This window comes from Aeromicrobium sp. Leaf350, assembly GCF_916858655.1.
Lineage (GTDB): Bacteria > Actinomycetota > Actinomycetes > Propionibacteriales > Nocardioidaceae > Aeromicrobium.
In genome coordinates this window covers 223381-238223 of the sequence record NZ_CAKASL010000003.1, presented here as the reverse complement: position 1 = coordinate 238223, position 14843 = coordinate 223381, and the positions used below count along the sequence as shown (strand labels likewise).

Annotated in this window: 20 protein-coding genes; 7 read left to right on the top strand and 13 right to left on the bottom strand. The window is 71.1% G+C overall.

Annotated features, from left to right (window positions below; all coding sequences use genetic code 11):
- Window positions 1-13: 13 nt before the first annotated feature.
- Entirely contained in the window at window positions 14-1192 is a 1179-nt protein-coding gene (locus tag LO931_RS14770; RefSeq protein WP_229054606.1) for an alcohol dehydrogenase catalytic domain-containing protein, read from the top strand.
- Here the strand turns inward: LO931_RS14770 and LO931_RS14765 are convergent.
- The 5 genes from LO931_RS14765 to LO931_RS14745 form a co-directional block, all read right to left on the bottom strand.
- Window positions 1189-1419, bottom strand: a complete 231-nt coding sequence (locus LO931_RS14765) for a CDGSH iron-sulfur domain-containing protein (RefSeq protein ID WP_229054605.1) — start codon at window positions 1417-1419, stop codon at window positions 1189-1191. The two genes, LO931_RS14770 and LO931_RS14765, sit on opposite strands and share 4 nt — an antisense overlap.
- The gene (locus LO931_RS14760; RefSeq protein ID WP_229054604.1) at window positions 1416-2354 is read right to left on the bottom strand and encodes an iron-containing redox enzyme family protein; all 939 of its coding nucleotides are present in this window, start codon (window positions 2352-2354) and stop codon (window positions 1416-1418) included. The genes LO931_RS14765 and LO931_RS14760 overlap by 4 nt, the downstream gene beginning before the upstream one ends.
- Before the next feature lie 66 nt (window positions 2355-2420).
- Entirely contained in the window at window positions 2421-2753 is a 333-nt protein-coding gene (locus LO931_RS14755) for a hypothetical protein (protein WP_229054603.1), read from the bottom strand.
- 28 nt (window positions 2754-2781) lie between these two features.
- Complete coding sequence (locus LO931_RS14750; RefSeq protein ID WP_229054602.1) at window positions 2782-3648, bottom strand: SDR family oxidoreductase; 867 nt, start codon at window positions 3646-3648, stop codon at window positions 2782-2784.
- On the bottom strand, window positions 3645-3830 hold the full coding sequence (locus tag LO931_RS14745; protein WP_229054601.1) for a hypothetical protein: 186 nt from the start codon (window positions 3828-3830) through the stop codon (window positions 3645-3647). Before LO931_RS14745 ends, LO931_RS14750 begins: the two co-directional genes overlap by 4 nt.
- A gap of 97 nt (window positions 3831-3927) precedes the next feature.
- Between LO931_RS14745 and LO931_RS14740 the strand changes: the two genes are divergently transcribed.
- Together LO931_RS14740 and LO931_RS14735 are read left to right on the top strand one after the other, a co-directional pair.
- Window positions 3928-4245, top strand: coding sequence for a hypothetical protein (locus LO931_RS14740; RefSeq protein ID WP_229054600.1), 318 nt, complete (start codon window positions 3928-3930; stop codon window positions 4243-4245).
- Between the two features lie 75 nt (window positions 4246-4320).
- Entirely contained in the window at window positions 4321-4521 is a 201-nt protein-coding gene (locus LO931_RS14735; RefSeq protein WP_229054599.1) for a hypothetical protein, read from the top strand.
- 30 nt (window positions 4522-4551) lie between these two features.
- Here LO931_RS14735 and LO931_RS14730 read toward each other — a convergent pair whose 3' ends face one another.
- Both LO931_RS14730 and LO931_RS14725 read right to left on the bottom strand, forming a co-directional pair.
- Entirely contained in the window at window positions 4552-5451 is a 900-nt protein-coding gene (locus tag LO931_RS14730) for a bestrophin family protein (RefSeq protein ID WP_229054598.1), read from the bottom strand.
- 83 nt (window positions 5452-5534) lie between these two features.
- Entirely contained in the window at window positions 5535-5987 is a 453-nt protein-coding gene (locus LO931_RS14725) for a MarR family winged helix-turn-helix transcriptional regulator (RefSeq protein WP_229054597.1), read from the bottom strand.
- Window positions 5988-6104: 117 nt separating this feature from the next.
- Between LO931_RS14725 and LO931_RS14720 the strand changes: the two genes are divergently transcribed.
- Window positions 6105-6533 (top strand): CBS domain-containing protein, encoded by a 429-nt coding sequence (locus tag LO931_RS14720; RefSeq protein ID WP_229054596.1) that lies wholly within the window; start codon window positions 6105-6107, stop codon window positions 6531-6533.
- Between the two features lie 10 nt (window positions 6534-6543).
- On the opposite strand, the gene LO931_RS14715 is transcribed toward LO931_RS14720, so the two are convergent.
- Window positions 6544-7818, bottom strand: a complete 1275-nt coding sequence (locus LO931_RS14715) for an HNH endonuclease signature motif containing protein (RefSeq protein WP_229054595.1) — start codon at window positions 7816-7818, stop codon at window positions 6544-6546.
- Between the two features lie 262 nt (window positions 7819-8080).
- Here LO931_RS14715 and arfB point away from each other — a divergent pair, with 262 nt between their 5' ends.
- Window positions 8081-8494 (top strand): alternative ribosome rescue aminoacyl-tRNA hydrolase ArfB, encoded by a 414-nt coding sequence (gene arfB, locus LO931_RS14710; RefSeq protein ID WP_229054594.1) that lies wholly within the window; start codon window positions 8081-8083, stop codon window positions 8492-8494.
- A gap of 6 nt (window positions 8495-8500) precedes the next feature.
- On the opposite strand, the gene LO931_RS14705 is transcribed toward arfB, so the two are convergent.
- Window positions 8501-9541: an enoyl-CoA hydratase/isomerase family protein gene (locus LO931_RS14705; RefSeq protein ID WP_229054593.1), complete on the bottom strand. Its 1041-nt coding sequence runs from the start codon at window positions 9539-9541 to the stop codon at window positions 8501-8503.
- A 73-nt stretch (window positions 9542-9614) separates the two neighbouring features.
- Here LO931_RS14705 and LO931_RS14700 point away from each other — a divergent pair, with 73 nt between their 5' ends.
- The gene (locus LO931_RS14700) at window positions 9615-10715 is read left to right on the top strand and encodes a sorbosone dehydrogenase family protein (RefSeq protein WP_229054592.1); all 1101 of its coding nucleotides are present in this window, start codon (window positions 9615-9617) and stop codon (window positions 10713-10715) included.
- A 193-nt stretch (window positions 10716-10908) separates the two neighbouring features.
- On the opposite strand, the gene LO931_RS14695 is transcribed toward LO931_RS14700, so the two are convergent.
- From LO931_RS14695 to LO931_RS14680, 4 genes are all read right to left on the bottom strand, one after another.
- The gene (locus tag LO931_RS14695) at window positions 10909-11706 is read right to left on the bottom strand and encodes an alpha/beta hydrolase (protein WP_229054591.1); all 798 of its coding nucleotides are present in this window, start codon (window positions 11704-11706) and stop codon (window positions 10909-10911) included.
- A gap of 19 nt (window positions 11707-11725) precedes the next feature.
- Window positions 11726-12610 carry an aldo/keto reductase gene (locus LO931_RS14690; RefSeq protein ID WP_229054590.1) on the bottom strand — a complete coding sequence of 295 codons (885 nt, stop codon included), beginning with the start codon at window positions 12608-12610 and terminating at the stop codon, window positions 11726-11728.
- A 32-nt stretch (window positions 12611-12642) separates the two neighbouring features.
- Window positions 12643-13236, bottom strand: coding sequence for an NAD(P)H:quinone oxidoreductase (gene wrbA / locus LO931_RS14685; protein WP_229054589.1), 594 nt, complete (start codon window positions 13234-13236; stop codon window positions 12643-12645).
- A gap of 94 nt (window positions 13237-13330) precedes the next feature.
- A complete protein-coding gene (locus LO931_RS14680) occupies window positions 13331-14023 on the bottom strand; it encodes an alpha/beta fold hydrolase (protein ID WP_229054588.1) in 693 nt (230 codons plus the stop codon).
- Between the two features lie 64 nt (window positions 14024-14087).
- On the opposite strand from LO931_RS14680, the gene LO931_RS14675 reads away from it, so the two are divergent.
- Entirely contained in the window at window positions 14088-14777 is a 690-nt protein-coding gene (locus LO931_RS14675) for a YafY family protein (protein ID WP_229054587.1), read from the top strand.
- The last annotated feature ends 66 nt before the right edge of the window (window positions 14778-14843 follow it).

Below are 14843 nucleotides of genomic sequence, written 5' to 3'. Positions count from 1 at the left end.
CTAGGAGATCACCATGCGAGCCCTCACCTGGCACGGCCGTCGCGACGTGCGTGTCGAGGACGTCCCGGACCCGACCATCCAGGCACCGACCGACGCGATCATCGAGGTGACCACGACGGGTCTGTGCGGCTCGGACCTGCACCTCTACGAGACGCTCGGACCCTTCCTGCACCCGGGCGACGTGCTCGGGCACGAGTCGATGGGCGTCGTGGTCGAGAAGGGCAGCGACGTGCCCGACCTGGAGGTCGGCGACCGCGTCGTGGTGCCGTTCCAGATCAGCTGCGGCTCGTGCTTCATGTGCGACCGCGGCCTCCACACGCAGTGCGAGACGACCCAGGTGCGCGAGCACGGGATGGGTGCCCAGCTCTTCGGCTACACCGACCTCTACGGGTCCGTCCCGGGCGGTCAGGCGCAGTACCTGCGCGTGCCGCACGCCGACTTCGGACCGCTCAAGATCGAGTCCGACCGCCCTGATGAACGCTTCGTCTACCTGTCCGACGTCGTGCCCACCGCGTGGCAGGGCCTGGAGTACAGCGGCGCCCAGCCCGGCGACACCCTGCTGATCCTCGGCCTGGGCCCGATCGGCGAGATGGCGGCGCGACTCGCGATCCTGCGCGGCATCCGGGTCGTCGGCGTCGACCTCGTGCAGGCGCGGCTCACCCGCTCCGCGTCCCTCGGGGTCGAGACGATCGACCTCGGTGCGGGCGACACCGTCGCCCACGTGCTCGACCTCACCGACGGTCGCGGCGCCGATGCCGTCATCGACGCGGTCGGCATGGAGGCTCACGGAAACCCCGTCGCCGGGGCCGCGCAGCGGATCGCCGGGATGCTCCCGGACGCCCTGGCGCAACCCCTCATGAAGACCGCGAGCGTCGACCGTCTCGCGGCGTTCACCACGGCGATCGAGGCCGTGCGCCGTGGCGGCACGATCTCCCTGTCCGGCGTCTACGCCGGGGCCGCCGACCCGCTGCCGATGCAGACGATCTTCGACAAGCAGCTGACGCTCCGCATGGGCCAGGCCAACGTCCGCCGATGGCTGCCCGACCTGCTGCCGCTCGCGCTGGACGACGACGACCCGCTGGGTCTGGAGAGCTTCGCGACGCACCGCCTCCCGCTCGAGGACGCCGCGGCGGCGTACGCGATGTTCCAGGCCAAGGACGACGACGCGATCAAGGTCGTCTTCACGCCCTAGGGGCGGAGCTTGTCCGGCAGCGCCTTGTGGGTGCCGTCGCACCACGGTGCGGCGGCGCTCCGGCCACAGCGACAGATCGCGCTGACCGGACGGTGCGTGCGGTGACGCTCGCCGTCGGCGTCCTCGACGACCAGGTCGCCGAAGACCAGCATCGGCCCGCCCGGGCAGATCACGACGTCGGGGCGCGGCGCGGCCGGCCCGTCATGCTCCGCGCTCGAGCCCGTCATGCTGCCCACCGCTCGAGTGCCCACGTCGCGAACCGGTTCTCCAGGTCGAGGCACGTGAACGCACCGAGGACGACGTCGCCGCGCGTCTCCGGCTCGTCCTCGACGAGAGTTCCGCAGATGAGCCGGACGGCGAGCTGCTCGTGCACCGCGTCGGCCTCGACGTGCTCGTCGTAGTACGCCGCCACGGACTCCGGCAGCCCGACGCGCCGCAGCCCCGCTGCCATCCGGCGCGACGGGAGCGAGCTCGTCGCCTCGAAGGCCGCTAGGTGCCCGAGCGACGCCCCGCGCAAGCGGCGGTGCAGCCCGAACATCGACAGCGCGTTGTTCTGCTCCAGCACGATCGCCGGCGCCTCGTCGACGTACGCGCCCTCGTCGGGGCGCAGTCCGGCGTCCGACATCCCGGTCGCGAACAGGTGCCGATGGAGCCGTGCCGGATCGCCGCCGCCGTACTCGTCGTACTGCAGCGCAGCCAGGGCAGCCTGCGCCCGGACCGGCAGACGCGGCAGCGTGAACGAGGTCGGGTCGGCCTCCTTGAGGTGGTAGATGCTGCGCCACCGCAACAGCTCCAGCACCTGCTCCCGCGTCGCCTTCCGCTGCGCGAACCCCGCGAGGGAGGCGCCGTCGTCAGCCTCGATGAAGCTCATGAGCCCGTCGGCGAACGGCTCCTGCACCTCAGCGGCCTCGGCACGAGAGCGCCAGCGGGCCTCGACGACCGACTCCAGGGACGCGCGCAGACCCAGGAGGCCCGGATCCCACTCGAGGGCGGCATCGACGTCGTCAAAGCCGCGGTAGGCCAGCTCGTAGAGCGCCCACAGGCTCAGCTGCAGATCGTCCTCGTCGAGCGAGGCGACGTCCCAGCCCGTCGTCGGGCGGGAGCCGTGCAACGCGTCGAACAGGTCCGCGCTCAGCGGACCACGTGCCTTCGGCGTCAGCACGCCGGGTTCCCCGTCAAGTTCTGCATGACCACGAGGTACCCCTCCGGGGGCGCCGTCACACCGTCGTCAGAGCTTCGCCTCGTCGAGGTCGTCGCCGACCTTGCCGCGCCAGATCGTCGAGATCAGCGCGATCGCCGCACCGATCAGTCCGACGGCCGTCAGCGGCACGGTACGGCTCGCCGTGTTGTCGCCGCCGATCGCGAGGCCGATGACCGCTGTCGCGACCATGACGACTGCGAGCAGCATCGCGCCGGCCCACCACCACGAGACCTTGCGGACCTGTCGTCGGCGCTTCGCCGGCGGCACGGGCGGCGGGTCCTCGAGGGTCCCGTCCTCGCGGATCTGCTTCGCGACCTCGTCGTCCGGACCGTCGCCCGGCTCGTGCAGGTGTGATCTCATCGCGGTTCTCCCATGGGGTGTCGAAGGGTCAGAAGACGGGCTTGCCGCCGGTCACGCCGAGCACGGTGCCCGAGACGTAGCTGGCGGTCTCCTCGCAGGCCAGGAACACGAAGGCCGGGGCGACCTCGGCGGGCTGGCCGGCGCGTCCGAGTGGCGTGTCCTCGCCGAAGTGCTCGAGCTTCTCGGGCGGCTGGGTGGCGGGCTGCAGCGGCGTCCAGATCGGCCCGGGCGCCACGGCGTTCACACGGATGCCCTGCGGACCCAGCTCCGCGGCGAGGTTGACGGTGATGTTGTTGAGCGCCGCCTTGGTCGAGGCGTAGTCGATGAGCGACGTGGACGGCTCGTACGCCTGGATCGAGGTGTTGTTGATGATCGAGCCACCGCGCTCACGCAGCGCCGGCACGGCCGCCCGGGTCAGCCAGATCGTGGCGTAGAGATTGGTCTTGAAGGTCGAGTCGAGCGACTCGTCGGTGATCTCCTCGATGCCCTGCTCACGGGCCATCTGGAAGCCCGCGTTGTTGACCAGGACGTCCAGCCCGCCGAGGGCGTCGACCGCCTGGTGCACCACGGCGTCGCACTGGTCGCGCAGACGAAGGTCGGCCTCGATCGCGGTGATCGTGCGTCCGGTCGCAGCAGCGACCTCGACCGTCGCAGCGGCGTCCTCGTGCTCCCCCGCCTGGAAGGTGAAGGCGACGTCGGCACCCTCGCGGGCGAACGCCAGCACGACGGCTCGACCGATGCCCGAGTCACCCCCGGTCACGAGGGCCCTGCGGCCGTCGAGCCGCCCCGAGCCCACGTAGGAGCTCTCGCCGTGGTCGGGCTGCGGCACCATCGGACCGGTCAGACCTGGCGGGTCCTGCTGCTGGGCGGGGAACCCTGCGGACTCCTCGCTCATCGGACCGCCTGGTCGTGCGGCGAGGTCGTCTGGGGCCCGACCGGCTGGCCGGGTTCCGGCATCTCGGGCACGTCATTGGGATCGGACGGAGCGTTGGGATCGGACGGAGCGTTGGGATCGGACGGAGCGTTGGGATCGGACGGAGCGTCGGGGTTGATCGGTTCGTCGGGCGCGAGCGTCATGGTGACTCCTTCTCGGGTGGACGTCACTCACCACGTACCCCTGCCGCCGTTGCTCATGCGCGCCTTGGCGTGCCCGCATCGTGAGTACACTCAGCATGTGACCCCGACTCCGCTGACCCGCGAGGAGCGTGCCCTCGAGCTGGCCGCGCTCAACCGGGTCCGGCGCCGTGTCGCCGCGATCGGTTTCCTCGCGATCATCGGCCACGGCGTGATTGCTCTCCCCATCGTCGCCCACCACCTGGTCGACGACGGTCGCACGAGCGACGCCGTCATCCTGCTCGTGCTGACGGTGTTCGTCACGACCGTGGCGATCGTCGTGTCGCGCCTCATCCTCGGCCGGAAGCCGATGACCTTCGCCTGGGCACTCGTGCCGGTCGCGGTGCCGCTCGTCGCGGCGCTCTGGATCTGGGGCTGACCCCCGACCTTCGGCCGACGCGGTCGAGACCATCGGTCGATGCGAGCCCGGTCCGCAGCGTCCTACGGTGGCTTCATGAACGCCACGATGCACCTGCTCACCGGAACGCTGCTGGTCCTGGTCGGCGCCGTCCTCGCGCTCGTCTTTCCTGACGCGGAGTTCGCCTGGTTCACCGGCCGGCCGCTCGGCGTCGTGCTCGTGATCGTGGGTGTCGTCGACCTCGCGCAGGGCATCACCGAGCGACGCAAGAGCGGCACCCCGCCCACCGACCGCTGAGTACCGACGGACGTCTGCCGAGGCCGACCGTCACCACAGCACCTGGTTGACGGGGCCCACCGCCTCGGGCGTCTCGGCGCCGATCATCTCCAGCAGGTCGATCTCGATCGAGCGGCAGATCGCCGTCATCGGCACGTCGTGCACGCGGTCGAGGAAGGGGTCCGCCAGGTCCCGGCCCACCTGCACGGCCAGCAGGAACATCATCCCCACCAGGCCCGACCCGATGGGCGTGAACCACTGCAGGTCCTTGAAGATCGCGAACGGCAGGATCACGCAGAACGCCCGCGCGAAGAACGACGGCAGGAACTGGTACTGCACGGGCAGCGGCGTCTTCTTGATGCGCTCCAGCCCGCCCTGCGCGTCGGTCAGGACGCTCAGCGTCGACTCGACCTGCACCCGAGCGATGTCGTCGACCATCCCGCGACGATGCGCTTCCGCGAGCAGCTGCCCGACGTGGGAGAGGACGGCGGTCGGGCCGTTCGCGGACGAGCGGACCCGGCTCAGCGCCTCGCCCTGCAGGTAGACCTCGACCTCGGGAGGTGAGGCCTGCTCGCGGAGCGACGCCCGCAGCGCGTGCACGTAGGCGATCTGCGCACGGACCATCTCGCCCACGATCTCGGGGCGGGCCTCAGGAGAGGTCGCGTCGAGGAAGGTCGTCGCCTCACGACCGAGGTTGCGGGAGTGGTTGACGATGCTGCCCCACAGCGTCCGCGCCTCCCACCACCGCGCGTAGGACGCGTTGACCATGAAGCCGAGAAACAGGGCGATCGCGGTGCCGTAGAGGGTGTACTGGATCGTGATGCCGCGGAACTCGATCCAGCCGGCCTGGAAGGCGACGGTCACCAGCACGTCCCACGCCAGCAGGACGACCATCGGCACCAGCAGCGGTCGCCACGCCGGCGCGGTCCGGGGAAGGCGCGAGGTGATCATGACTCCCAGACTGCGGGCTCTCGGAGCTCCCGGCACGTGAGGATCGACGTGTCCCTCGACACCCTGCGGAGTTCCCGCCGGACCTACCGGTTCGGGGCGTCCTCGGCGGCGGCGATGACGCCGTGCAGAAGAGCGTTGACGGACCGCAGCTCGTCGACCGACATGCCGAGGCGGGCGAGCATCTGCTCGGGCACGGCGAGCGCCTCCTGCCGCAGGTCGAGCCCCTGCGGGGTCAGCGTCACCTCGAGCGCACGCTGGTCGCTCGCCGAGCGGGCGCGCTCGACGAGGCCCGACTGCTCGAGGCGTCGCACGAGCGGCGAGACCGTGCCGGGCTCGAGGTGCAGGAGCCGCGCGAGCTCGGTGACGCTCGTCGGCCCGTGCTGCCACAGCGCGAGCATCACGAGGTACTGCGGGTGCGTCAGGCCCAGGGGTCGGAGCACCGTCCCGTAGGCAGCGACGACGCTGCGCGACGCTACGGCGAGCGCGAAGCAGACCTGCTCCTCGAGCGCCAGCGGGTCGAGGGCGTCGGACGTCATCTGGCGATCGTAGCCAGGCGGGGTCGCGCGCCTGGGCGCGCCGCTCGCGCCACCGCCCCTTGCACCCGCCTGTGATCTGACTCACACTCGAAGGACCCGACCCAGGAGGAACACCGCATGCGCGTGAAGGACGTCCTGACGAGCAAGGGGTCATCGATCGTGCACACGATCGACCCATCGGCGACGGTCGCGGAGCTGCTGGACCGTCTCGCCGAGCACGACGTGGGCGCCCTCGTGGTCAGCTCCGACGGCGAGCACGTGGCGGGCATCGTGTCCGAGCGTGACGTGGTGCGGAAGCTGCGGGGTGTCGACGACCCGGGGAGCGAGACCGTCGCGACGATCATGGTGGCCGAGGTGGTGACCTGCGGGCCTGACGACTCGGCGGATGCGCTGATGCTGATCATGACCAACCGGCGGGTGCGGCACGTGCCGGTGCTGGAGGACGGGGTGCTGGTCGGCCTGCTGAGCGTCGGCGACGCGGTCAAGCAGCGCATGGACACGCTCGAGTTCGAGCGTGACCAGCTGAGCTCCTACGTGCAGGGGTAGAGCGGGGCCCTCACGTGCGGAGTGGGGCCTGATGCTCTCGGGCCTGCTGCGCGTTCTTGCGGATGGTGCGGAGTCGTTCGCGGGTGGTGCGCCTGAGGGTGAGGTCGATGGGTCGGCCGTCGCGGGTGGTCATGGTGAACCGACCGCCCCCGCGGACTTCGACATTCAAGAGACCTTGGTGAATGAGCACGTGGCAGCACTCGCAGTAGCCGACGAGCTCGTCGATGTTGGTCTTGCCGCCCTGGGACCACCAGTTCACGTGGTGGATCTCGAGGTGAGTGTTGGTGCAGCCCGGGGCGGCGCACTGGCCGGCCTGCTTGGCGATGACCGCCTTGCGCTGGGCGGGTGTGGCGAGGCGGATCGTGTCGCCGACGTTGAGGATCTGCGCCTGCTCCACATCTCCGCAGGAGGTGAGGATCGGCGTGCTCTCACCGGTGCAGGTGATGTAAGAGAGGAGCTTGGGTCCGATGGGGCCGAAGCCTTGAAGCTCGGCCGACTCGCCACCACTCGCGGCGGTCGTGGTCATCGCGTCGTGAAGGGTGTCGACCGGCACGATGACACTGACCTGGGGTCGGATCCCCTTGCTGGTCGGCAGACCCGATTCGAGGATCGCCGTCATGGTCCGGTCGAGGGCAGCCACGCGTCGTTCGGCCGAGCTGCGGTCGTCGTTGGCGGTTGTGGGGATGGAGAAGGAATCGAGGACGGCCTTGAACTTCGCGCCAGTGAGCGTGTTGAGGAATCCGGTGACGTGCCACCCGTCCGGAACGGGTGAGAGCTGGAAGTCTTCTTTGGCCATGCCCTTGATCCACGCCACGTCCAGCTCGTCGGGATAGACGGCCTCCCGGAGCTTGCGGACCACACGGCGCAGCTCGACGGGCTCGTTCGTGCGGGCGACGTCGAGGAGCCAGGGCTGGGCGTTCGCGATGATCTGCGGGCTGATGTGCTTCATCCCGAACGTGAACAGCTTGACGTGCTCCAGTCGGATCTGGCCCGCTGTCGCGGCCTCGGCCACCAGCGGCAAGTCACGCATCGTGGCATCGGCAGCGATCAAGGACTTGGTCTGCTTCGCATCAAGGCGGAGGTGAAGTCGCGACCAAGCGGTGATCGTGGAGGATCCGTCGAGCTCGAACTCAGCGGTGCGGTCCATCTCGGCCAGGTGGTGCGCCTTCGCCGTATCCAACGCGTCCTGCGCGACCTGGATGGCTCGCAGTGCGGTGCGGTGGTCACCAGAGTTCAGGGCGTGCGCGGCTTCACGAAGCGCCTGCACCGTGACCGCTGAACTCATGATCTGATTCTACTCGAACAGGCGTTCGAAGACAAGAGTCGGATCGCGATAATTCGCTGCGGTTCCAGTCCGAACGGACGGTACAGGTTGACCCTTCGAGGCTCGCTCGTTCCTCGCTCGCAACTCAGGGCCCGGGATGGCCGGGTGGTCCGTGCCGCTTGTCCCGCAGGACCTCCCGAGCCGAACCTCCGAACCGCCCGGCCTCCCCGTCCGGGGTGGGAGAATGGGCACTGCCCCATCACCCACCCAGTCAGGCCCACCCATGTCGCGTGAGACTCGCGTCCGGATCCCGGACGCCGAGCTGTCGTGGCGCTTCAGCCGGTCCTCCGGCCCCGGCGGACAGCACGTCAACACGAGCGACACCCGGGTCGAGCTGATCTGGTCGCTCGCGACGACCCGGGCGCTCACGCCCGAGCAACGCGATCGCGCCATGGAGGCGCTGCGGAGCCGCCTCACCGACGGCAGCATCACGGTGGTCTCCTCGCAGTACCGCTCGCAGCTGCGCAACCGTGACGCCGCCCGCGTGCGCCTGGAGGAGCTGGTGGCACGGGCCATCGTGCCGCCGAGGACGAGGCGGGCGACGAAGCCGTCGCGGGCCTCACAGGCTCGGCGCCTCGACGAGAAGAAGCGGCGCAGCGAGGTCAAACGACGCCGCAGCGGCGCCGGGTGGGACTGAGGGGTCTCAGGTCCAGCGGATCTCGCCGTCGGCGGTCAGACCGCGGTACTGCGAACGGCCCCACGTCGGCGAGCGGTCCTTGTCGACCAGCACGGCACGCACGCCCTCGATGAAGTCGGGGCTCTGCACGACCTGCTCCGTCGCCCGCAGCTCGAGGTCCAGGCACTCCCGCAGCGACAGACCCGCACCACGCCGCAGCAGGTCGAGCGTGATCTCGAGGCTCTGGCGCGACACGCCCTCGAGCACACCGAGCGTCTCGCGGCCCCATGAGGACCGGTCGGACCGGAGCGCCTCGAGCAGCACGTCGACCGACGGGGCGGAGAACAGACGGTCGATCTCGTCGCGGTGGGTCGCGAGCTCGGACGGCCCCGGGTCGACGGCTGCCTCGGCGATCACCTCTGCGACCGGTCGCCCGTCGGCGACGATCCGGTCGGCGAGGGCACCGAGACCGTCGGAGGGCACGTGGTGCGTGGCCAGGCCGACCGCCACGGCGTCCGCGGCCGCGAGACGCGCGCCCGTCAGCCCCAGGTAGGTGCCGACCTCGCCCTCGAGGCGCGGGAGCACGTGCGTCGCGCCGACGTCGGGGAAGAAGCCGATCGTGGTCTCGGGCATCGCCATCGCGAGCCGGCTCCCCACGACGCAGAAGTCGCCGTGCACCGAGAGCCCCATCCCGCCACCCATGCACGCGCCGTCGACGAGAGCGACGACGGGGACCCGCGAGGTCCCGAGCAGGTGGTTCACCCGGTACTCCGTCGCGAAGAAGTGCCGGCTCGCGTCCAGGTCACCGGCCAGGGTGTTCTCCCGCACCTGGCGGATGTCGCCGCCCGCGGAGAACGCGCGATCGCTGCTGCTCTCGATCACGATGGCGCGCAGCGGCTCCTCGGCCCAGGTCGTCAGCACCTCCTCGAGGCGCTCGACCATCGCCGTGGTCAACGCGTTGAGCGCCTTCGGGCGGTCCAGGAGGATGCGGCCGACGTCGCCGTCGACGCGAGCCTCGACCCCGATCGAGGTCGTGGTCGGGGCGGGCGTGCTCGCGGGCTCGGTCACCTCCGCATCCTGTCAGCCGCACCATTGACGCCTGCGACCTGCACGTCTTGGCGCTTCGGCCTAGCGTCGAGTCATGACGCGCACCTCGCACGCCGCCATCGCTCTGGCGACGACGGCCGCCCTGCTCCTGTCGGCCTGCGGCGGCGACGGGGAGCCCAACGCGACGTCCAGCCCGCCGGCCACCGCGGCCGACGGCGGCGCCGAGGTGGTGCCCGCCGGCACCCCCGCCGCCGTCACGACCGACCTCGAGGCCCCGTGGTCGATCGCGTTCGTCGGCGAGACGGCGCTCATCAGCTCGCGCGACGACGGCGACGTGCTCGAGCTGACCGACGACGGCGAGACGCGGCTCGCCGGCACGGTCGAGGGCGTGGTGCACGAGAGCGAGTCCGGCCTGCTCGGCCTCGCGGTCGACTCCCAGAACCGCCTCTACGCGTACTCCACGGGGGCCGACGGCAACCGTGTGCAGCGCTTCACGCTGACCGGCGAGCCCGGCTCGTACGAGCTCGGTCCGGTCGAGACGATCCTCGACGGCATCCCCGCGGCGCCCACGCACGACGGCGGCCGCATCGCGTTCGGCCCGGACGACATGCTCTACGTGACCGTCGGCGACGCGAACGACCGACCGGCGGCGCAGGACCCCGAGAGCCTGTCGGGCAAGATCCTGCGGATGACGCCGGACGGTGGCGTGCCGGAGGACAACCCGATCCCCGGCTCGCTCACCTACAGCTACGGGCACCGCAACCCGCAGGGCATCGCCTGGGCGGAGGACGGCACGATGTTCGCCTCGGAGTTCGGCCAGGACACGTGGGACGAGCTCAACGTGATCACCCCGGGCGGCAACTACGGCTGGCCCGAGGCCGAGGGCATCGCGGGTGACAGCCAGTACATCGACCCGGTGCAGCAGTGGGACCCGGACAGGGCGAGTCCGAGCGGCATCGCGATCTCGGACGGCACCGTGTTCATCGCGAACCTGCGCGGCCGGACCCTGCGGGCCGTGCCGGTCGCCGACCCGACGAGCTCGACCGACTACTTCACCGGCGAGCACGGCCGCCTGCGCGACGTCGTCGTGGCGCCCGACGGGGACCTGTGGTTCCTCACCAACAACACCGACGGCCGCGGTCAGCCTGACGGCAACGACGACCAGGTCCTGCGCATCGCCCTCGACTCCGCCTGACCGCATGATAGGCAAGCAGTAACTTGCCTGTAGTCGGATCCATGGCCGACGTGTTCCGCGCGCTCGACCACGCGGCGCGCTGGTCGTCGACGAAAGTGCTGAAGCCGAGGACGTCGGTGCGAGCCCGAGATTCGCTCCCGAATCCACCGTTCGACCGATCCCGAACGGTGGATTCGGGAGCACATCTGGGGCGTCAGCGGGTGGCGGTGCGGCGGATCACGGCGGCGGTCTCGGCCGGGCGCTCCCACCAGAACAGGTGACCCACGCCGGGCCAGATCTCGCGCTCGGCGCCGGGCACCAGCTCGACCAGCCGCTCGCCCTCGGACACCAGGATCATCTGGTCCTCCTCGCCGTGGATCACCGCGGCCGGGATGCTCAGCTCGCCGAGCCGGGCGGCCGCGTCGTGGTGCAGTGCGGCGATCGACTGGGCGCGGACGACGGCCACGGGCACCCGGCGCGACAGCGAGGTCTCGCGGAAGCGCTCGAGCTCACCGGGCCGGCTCGCGAACTCGGCGGAGACGTTGACCTCGAAGCCGACGCGGGTGGCGACCTCCGGGTCGCGGGTCGAGATCGCCTCGACCATCCGGGTCGGACCGGGCGCGTCGAACGCCCCGGGTCCGCCGGCCGTCGTGCAGCCGAGGACCACCGAGCGCACGCGCTCGGGATGCCGCAGCGCGAGCTCCTGCGCCACCATGCCGCCCATCGAGATGCCCATGACGTGCACCGAGTCCCGGCCGAGAGCCGTGAGTAGTGCCGCCGCGTCGTCGGCCAGGTCGGCGATCGTGAACGGGTCGTCCGCGCGAGCGCTCTGCCCGATGCCGCGGTGGTCGTAGACCACCACGTCGAAGTCGCGGGCGAGGTCGTCGACGAGCTCGCTTCCCCACATCCCGCCGTGGCCGGACATGCCCTGCACCAGCAGCAGGGTCTCGCCTGCCCCGGTCACCTCGACCGCGAGCGACGTCCCGGCGCTGATCTCCACGATGTCCGACATGGTCGTCAGTGTGGCGCGCTCAGACCACGGCGTCGAGGCGGGCGACCTCGTCGTCGGTGAGGTCGAGCTCGGCAGCGGCCACCGAGTCGAGGATGCTCTCGGGTCGCGAGGACCCGGGGATCGGGAGCACGGTCGGCGAGAGCGACAGCTCCCACGCCAGCGCCACCTGCTGCGGGCTGACGCCCCGCTCCTCCGCGATCTCGGCGAACGCCGCGAAGCTGTCGCCGAGGCCGCCGGCCTTGCCGATGCCGCCCAGCGGGCTCCACGGCAGGAACGCGATGCCGAGCTCGGCGCACAGGTCGAGCTCGCGCCGGCTGGACGTGAAGGCGGGCGAGAACTGGTTCTGCACCGACGCCAGGCGACCGCCCAGGAGGTCGTTTGCGACGCGGATCTGGTCGGGGTCGGCGTTCGAGATGCCCGCCTGCCGGATCACGCCCTCGTCGAGCAGCTCGCGCAGCCCGCCGATCGTCTCCTCGTACGGGACGGTCGGGTCGGGCCGGTGGTGCTGGTAGAGGCCGATCGCCTCGACGCCGAGCCGGCGCGCCGACTCCTTCGCGGCCTGCTTGAGGTACTCAGGACGGCCGTCGAGGTCCCACGCTCCGTCGGGCGAGCGCGTGTGGCCGCCCTTCGTCGCCACGAGCACCGCATCGGCGTCACCGCTCCACGACTCGAGGGCCTTGGCGATCAGCAGCTCGTTGTGGCCGCTCTCGTCGTGACCGACGTCGGCTGTGCCGCGGTGGTACGCGTCAGCCGTGTCGATGAGGGTCACGCCCGCGTCGAGCGCGGCGTGGATCGTGCGGATCGACCGCTCCTCGTCAGGGCGGCCGTCGACCGACATCGGCATGCCGCCGAGGCCGATCGCGGAGACGGCGACGTCGCCGATGCTGCGCTGGGGAAGGGTCATGCAGGTACCGCCTTCGGAGTCAGGGTGGGGCGTCAGGCCGTGAGCTTCTCGGACACGCCGATGGCGCGCGTCACCAGGTGGTCGAGCGCGTCACGGTCGGTGTCGTCCAGCTCGGAGGTCTCACCGGTGACCTTGCTGGCGCCGTACGGGTTGCCGTCGGCGAACTTGACCGGATCGGTGTAGCCCGGGGCCACGACGATGCCGCCGAGGTGCGCGAACAGCGTGATGAGCGCGACCAGGGTCGTCTCCTGGCCGCCGTGCTTCGTCTGGGTCGACGTGAAGGCGGTGTAGACCTTGTCGGCCAGCTTGCCCTCGGACCAGTACGGGCCGAGCGTGTCGATGAACGACTGCAGCTGGCTCGTGACCTGGCCGAAGCGGGTCGGCGAACCCATCACCACGACGTCCGCCCAGGCGATGTCGTCCGGGCTGGCCACGGGGCGCTCGGAGATCTCGTCGACGTGCGCCTTCCAGGCCTCCTGACCCTCGTAGACCTCGGCGGGCGCGGTCTCGCGGACGTGTCGCAGGCGCACGTCGGCGCCCGCCTTCTCGGCCGTGGCGGCGAGGCGCTCGGCCATCGCGTGGGTCGCGCCGTAGGAGGAGTAGTAGATGATCGCAACGTTCGTCATGGGGTCGACCTCTCGGCTCGGGACAGGGCTTTTCCAGCGTTGCACGGGGCTGTGCACGCTGCAGTCCGAGCCGTCGCCGCGCGGCGGTGCGGAGTCAGGCCACCGCGACGAAGTCCTCGATCGCGGCCGCCAGCTCGGCCGGGGCCTCGAGCATGGGGAGGTGGCCCGTCGTCAGCTCGCGGCTCCAGCTCGCGCCGACCCGGTCGGCGAAGCGGGCCTGCAGGGCCGGCGACAGCTCGCGGTCCTGCGACGTCGTGACGTAGCCGGTGCGCGGCCGCTCGACCGCACCACCGGTCTGGTCGAGGAAGTAGGCCACCGACTCCGGGACGAGGTCGCGGACGAGACGGTCCTGAAGATCTTCGGCGAGCCCGGCCCCGATCCCGCGGCGCACCGCCGACTCGGGCGGACGGGTGCCGGCGAGGCGCAGGACGAGCGGCAGCAGGAACCGCTGCGGCGCCGGCATCGCTGACACGAACGACCCGCCGGCCTTCGGCACCACCCCGCTCACCACGAGCACGGACCGCACGCGCTTCGGTGCGAGCCGGACGACCTCGTGGGCCACCACCGCGCCCGCGGAGTGGGCCACGAGCACGAGGTCACCCGTGGCCGAGCCCAGCGCCGCACGGGCGTGCAGCTCCGGCGATGCCTCCCGCGCATCCGGCCGAGGCGCGACGACGGTGGCGTGGTGGGGTGCGAGCCGGGCTCGGGTCAGCTCCCAGATCCAGTCCGGCAGGCCGGCGCCGGAGATCATCAGGACGGTCGGGGCGGGGTTCGCGTCGTGGTTCATGACCTCAGCATGCTCGACGCGGATGTCACCCCTGTGTCACCCTTTCCGACATGAATCGGACGGCATGAATCGCACGGAGCGCCTCTACGCGATGCGGGAGGAGCTGCGGCGGGCCGACACGGCCGGGCGGACCGCCGACCAGCTCGCGCGGACCTTCGAGGTCAGCAGTCGCACCGTCAAGCGCGACATCTCCGCACTGCAGCTGGGCGGGTTCCCGGTCTATGCGGTGACCGGCCGCCACGGGCGGTACGTCGTCGACCGCTCCGCGACGCTGCCGCCCGTCAACTTCACCCACACCGAGGCCTCGGCCCTCGCGGCCGCCATCACGGCGCACGGCGGCCAGCCGTTCGACGCCCAGGCGCGGGCCGCCCTCACCAAGGTGCTCGAGGCGATGGAGCCCGGATCGCGGGCCCGCACCCGTGGGCTGACCGACCGCATCTGGATCGACCTCGCCGCGGACGCCGCTCCGACCGCGTCGCGGCGTGTGGTCGAGCAGGCACTGGTGCAGCAGCTCGTGGTGACCGTGCACGTGCGCCGCGTCGACGAGGTGGTCGAGCGATCGGTCGACCCCGTGATCCTGGCCCACACCCGTGGCCGCTGGTTCCTGGTCGCTCGCTGCCGCGACCGCGACCTGATCCGCTGGTACGGCCTCGACGACGTCGTCGAGGCGCACCTGACCACGCAGCCGGCGTCCGGGGTGGACGTCGCCCGCATCGGCACACCGCCGCCGACGGCTCGCCCGGTGGGCGGCTGAGAACCCGCGCGCGACGCTTCTCACGGCCTGCGGGAGTGCGGTGGGTTGGTCCGACCCCGATGCTGG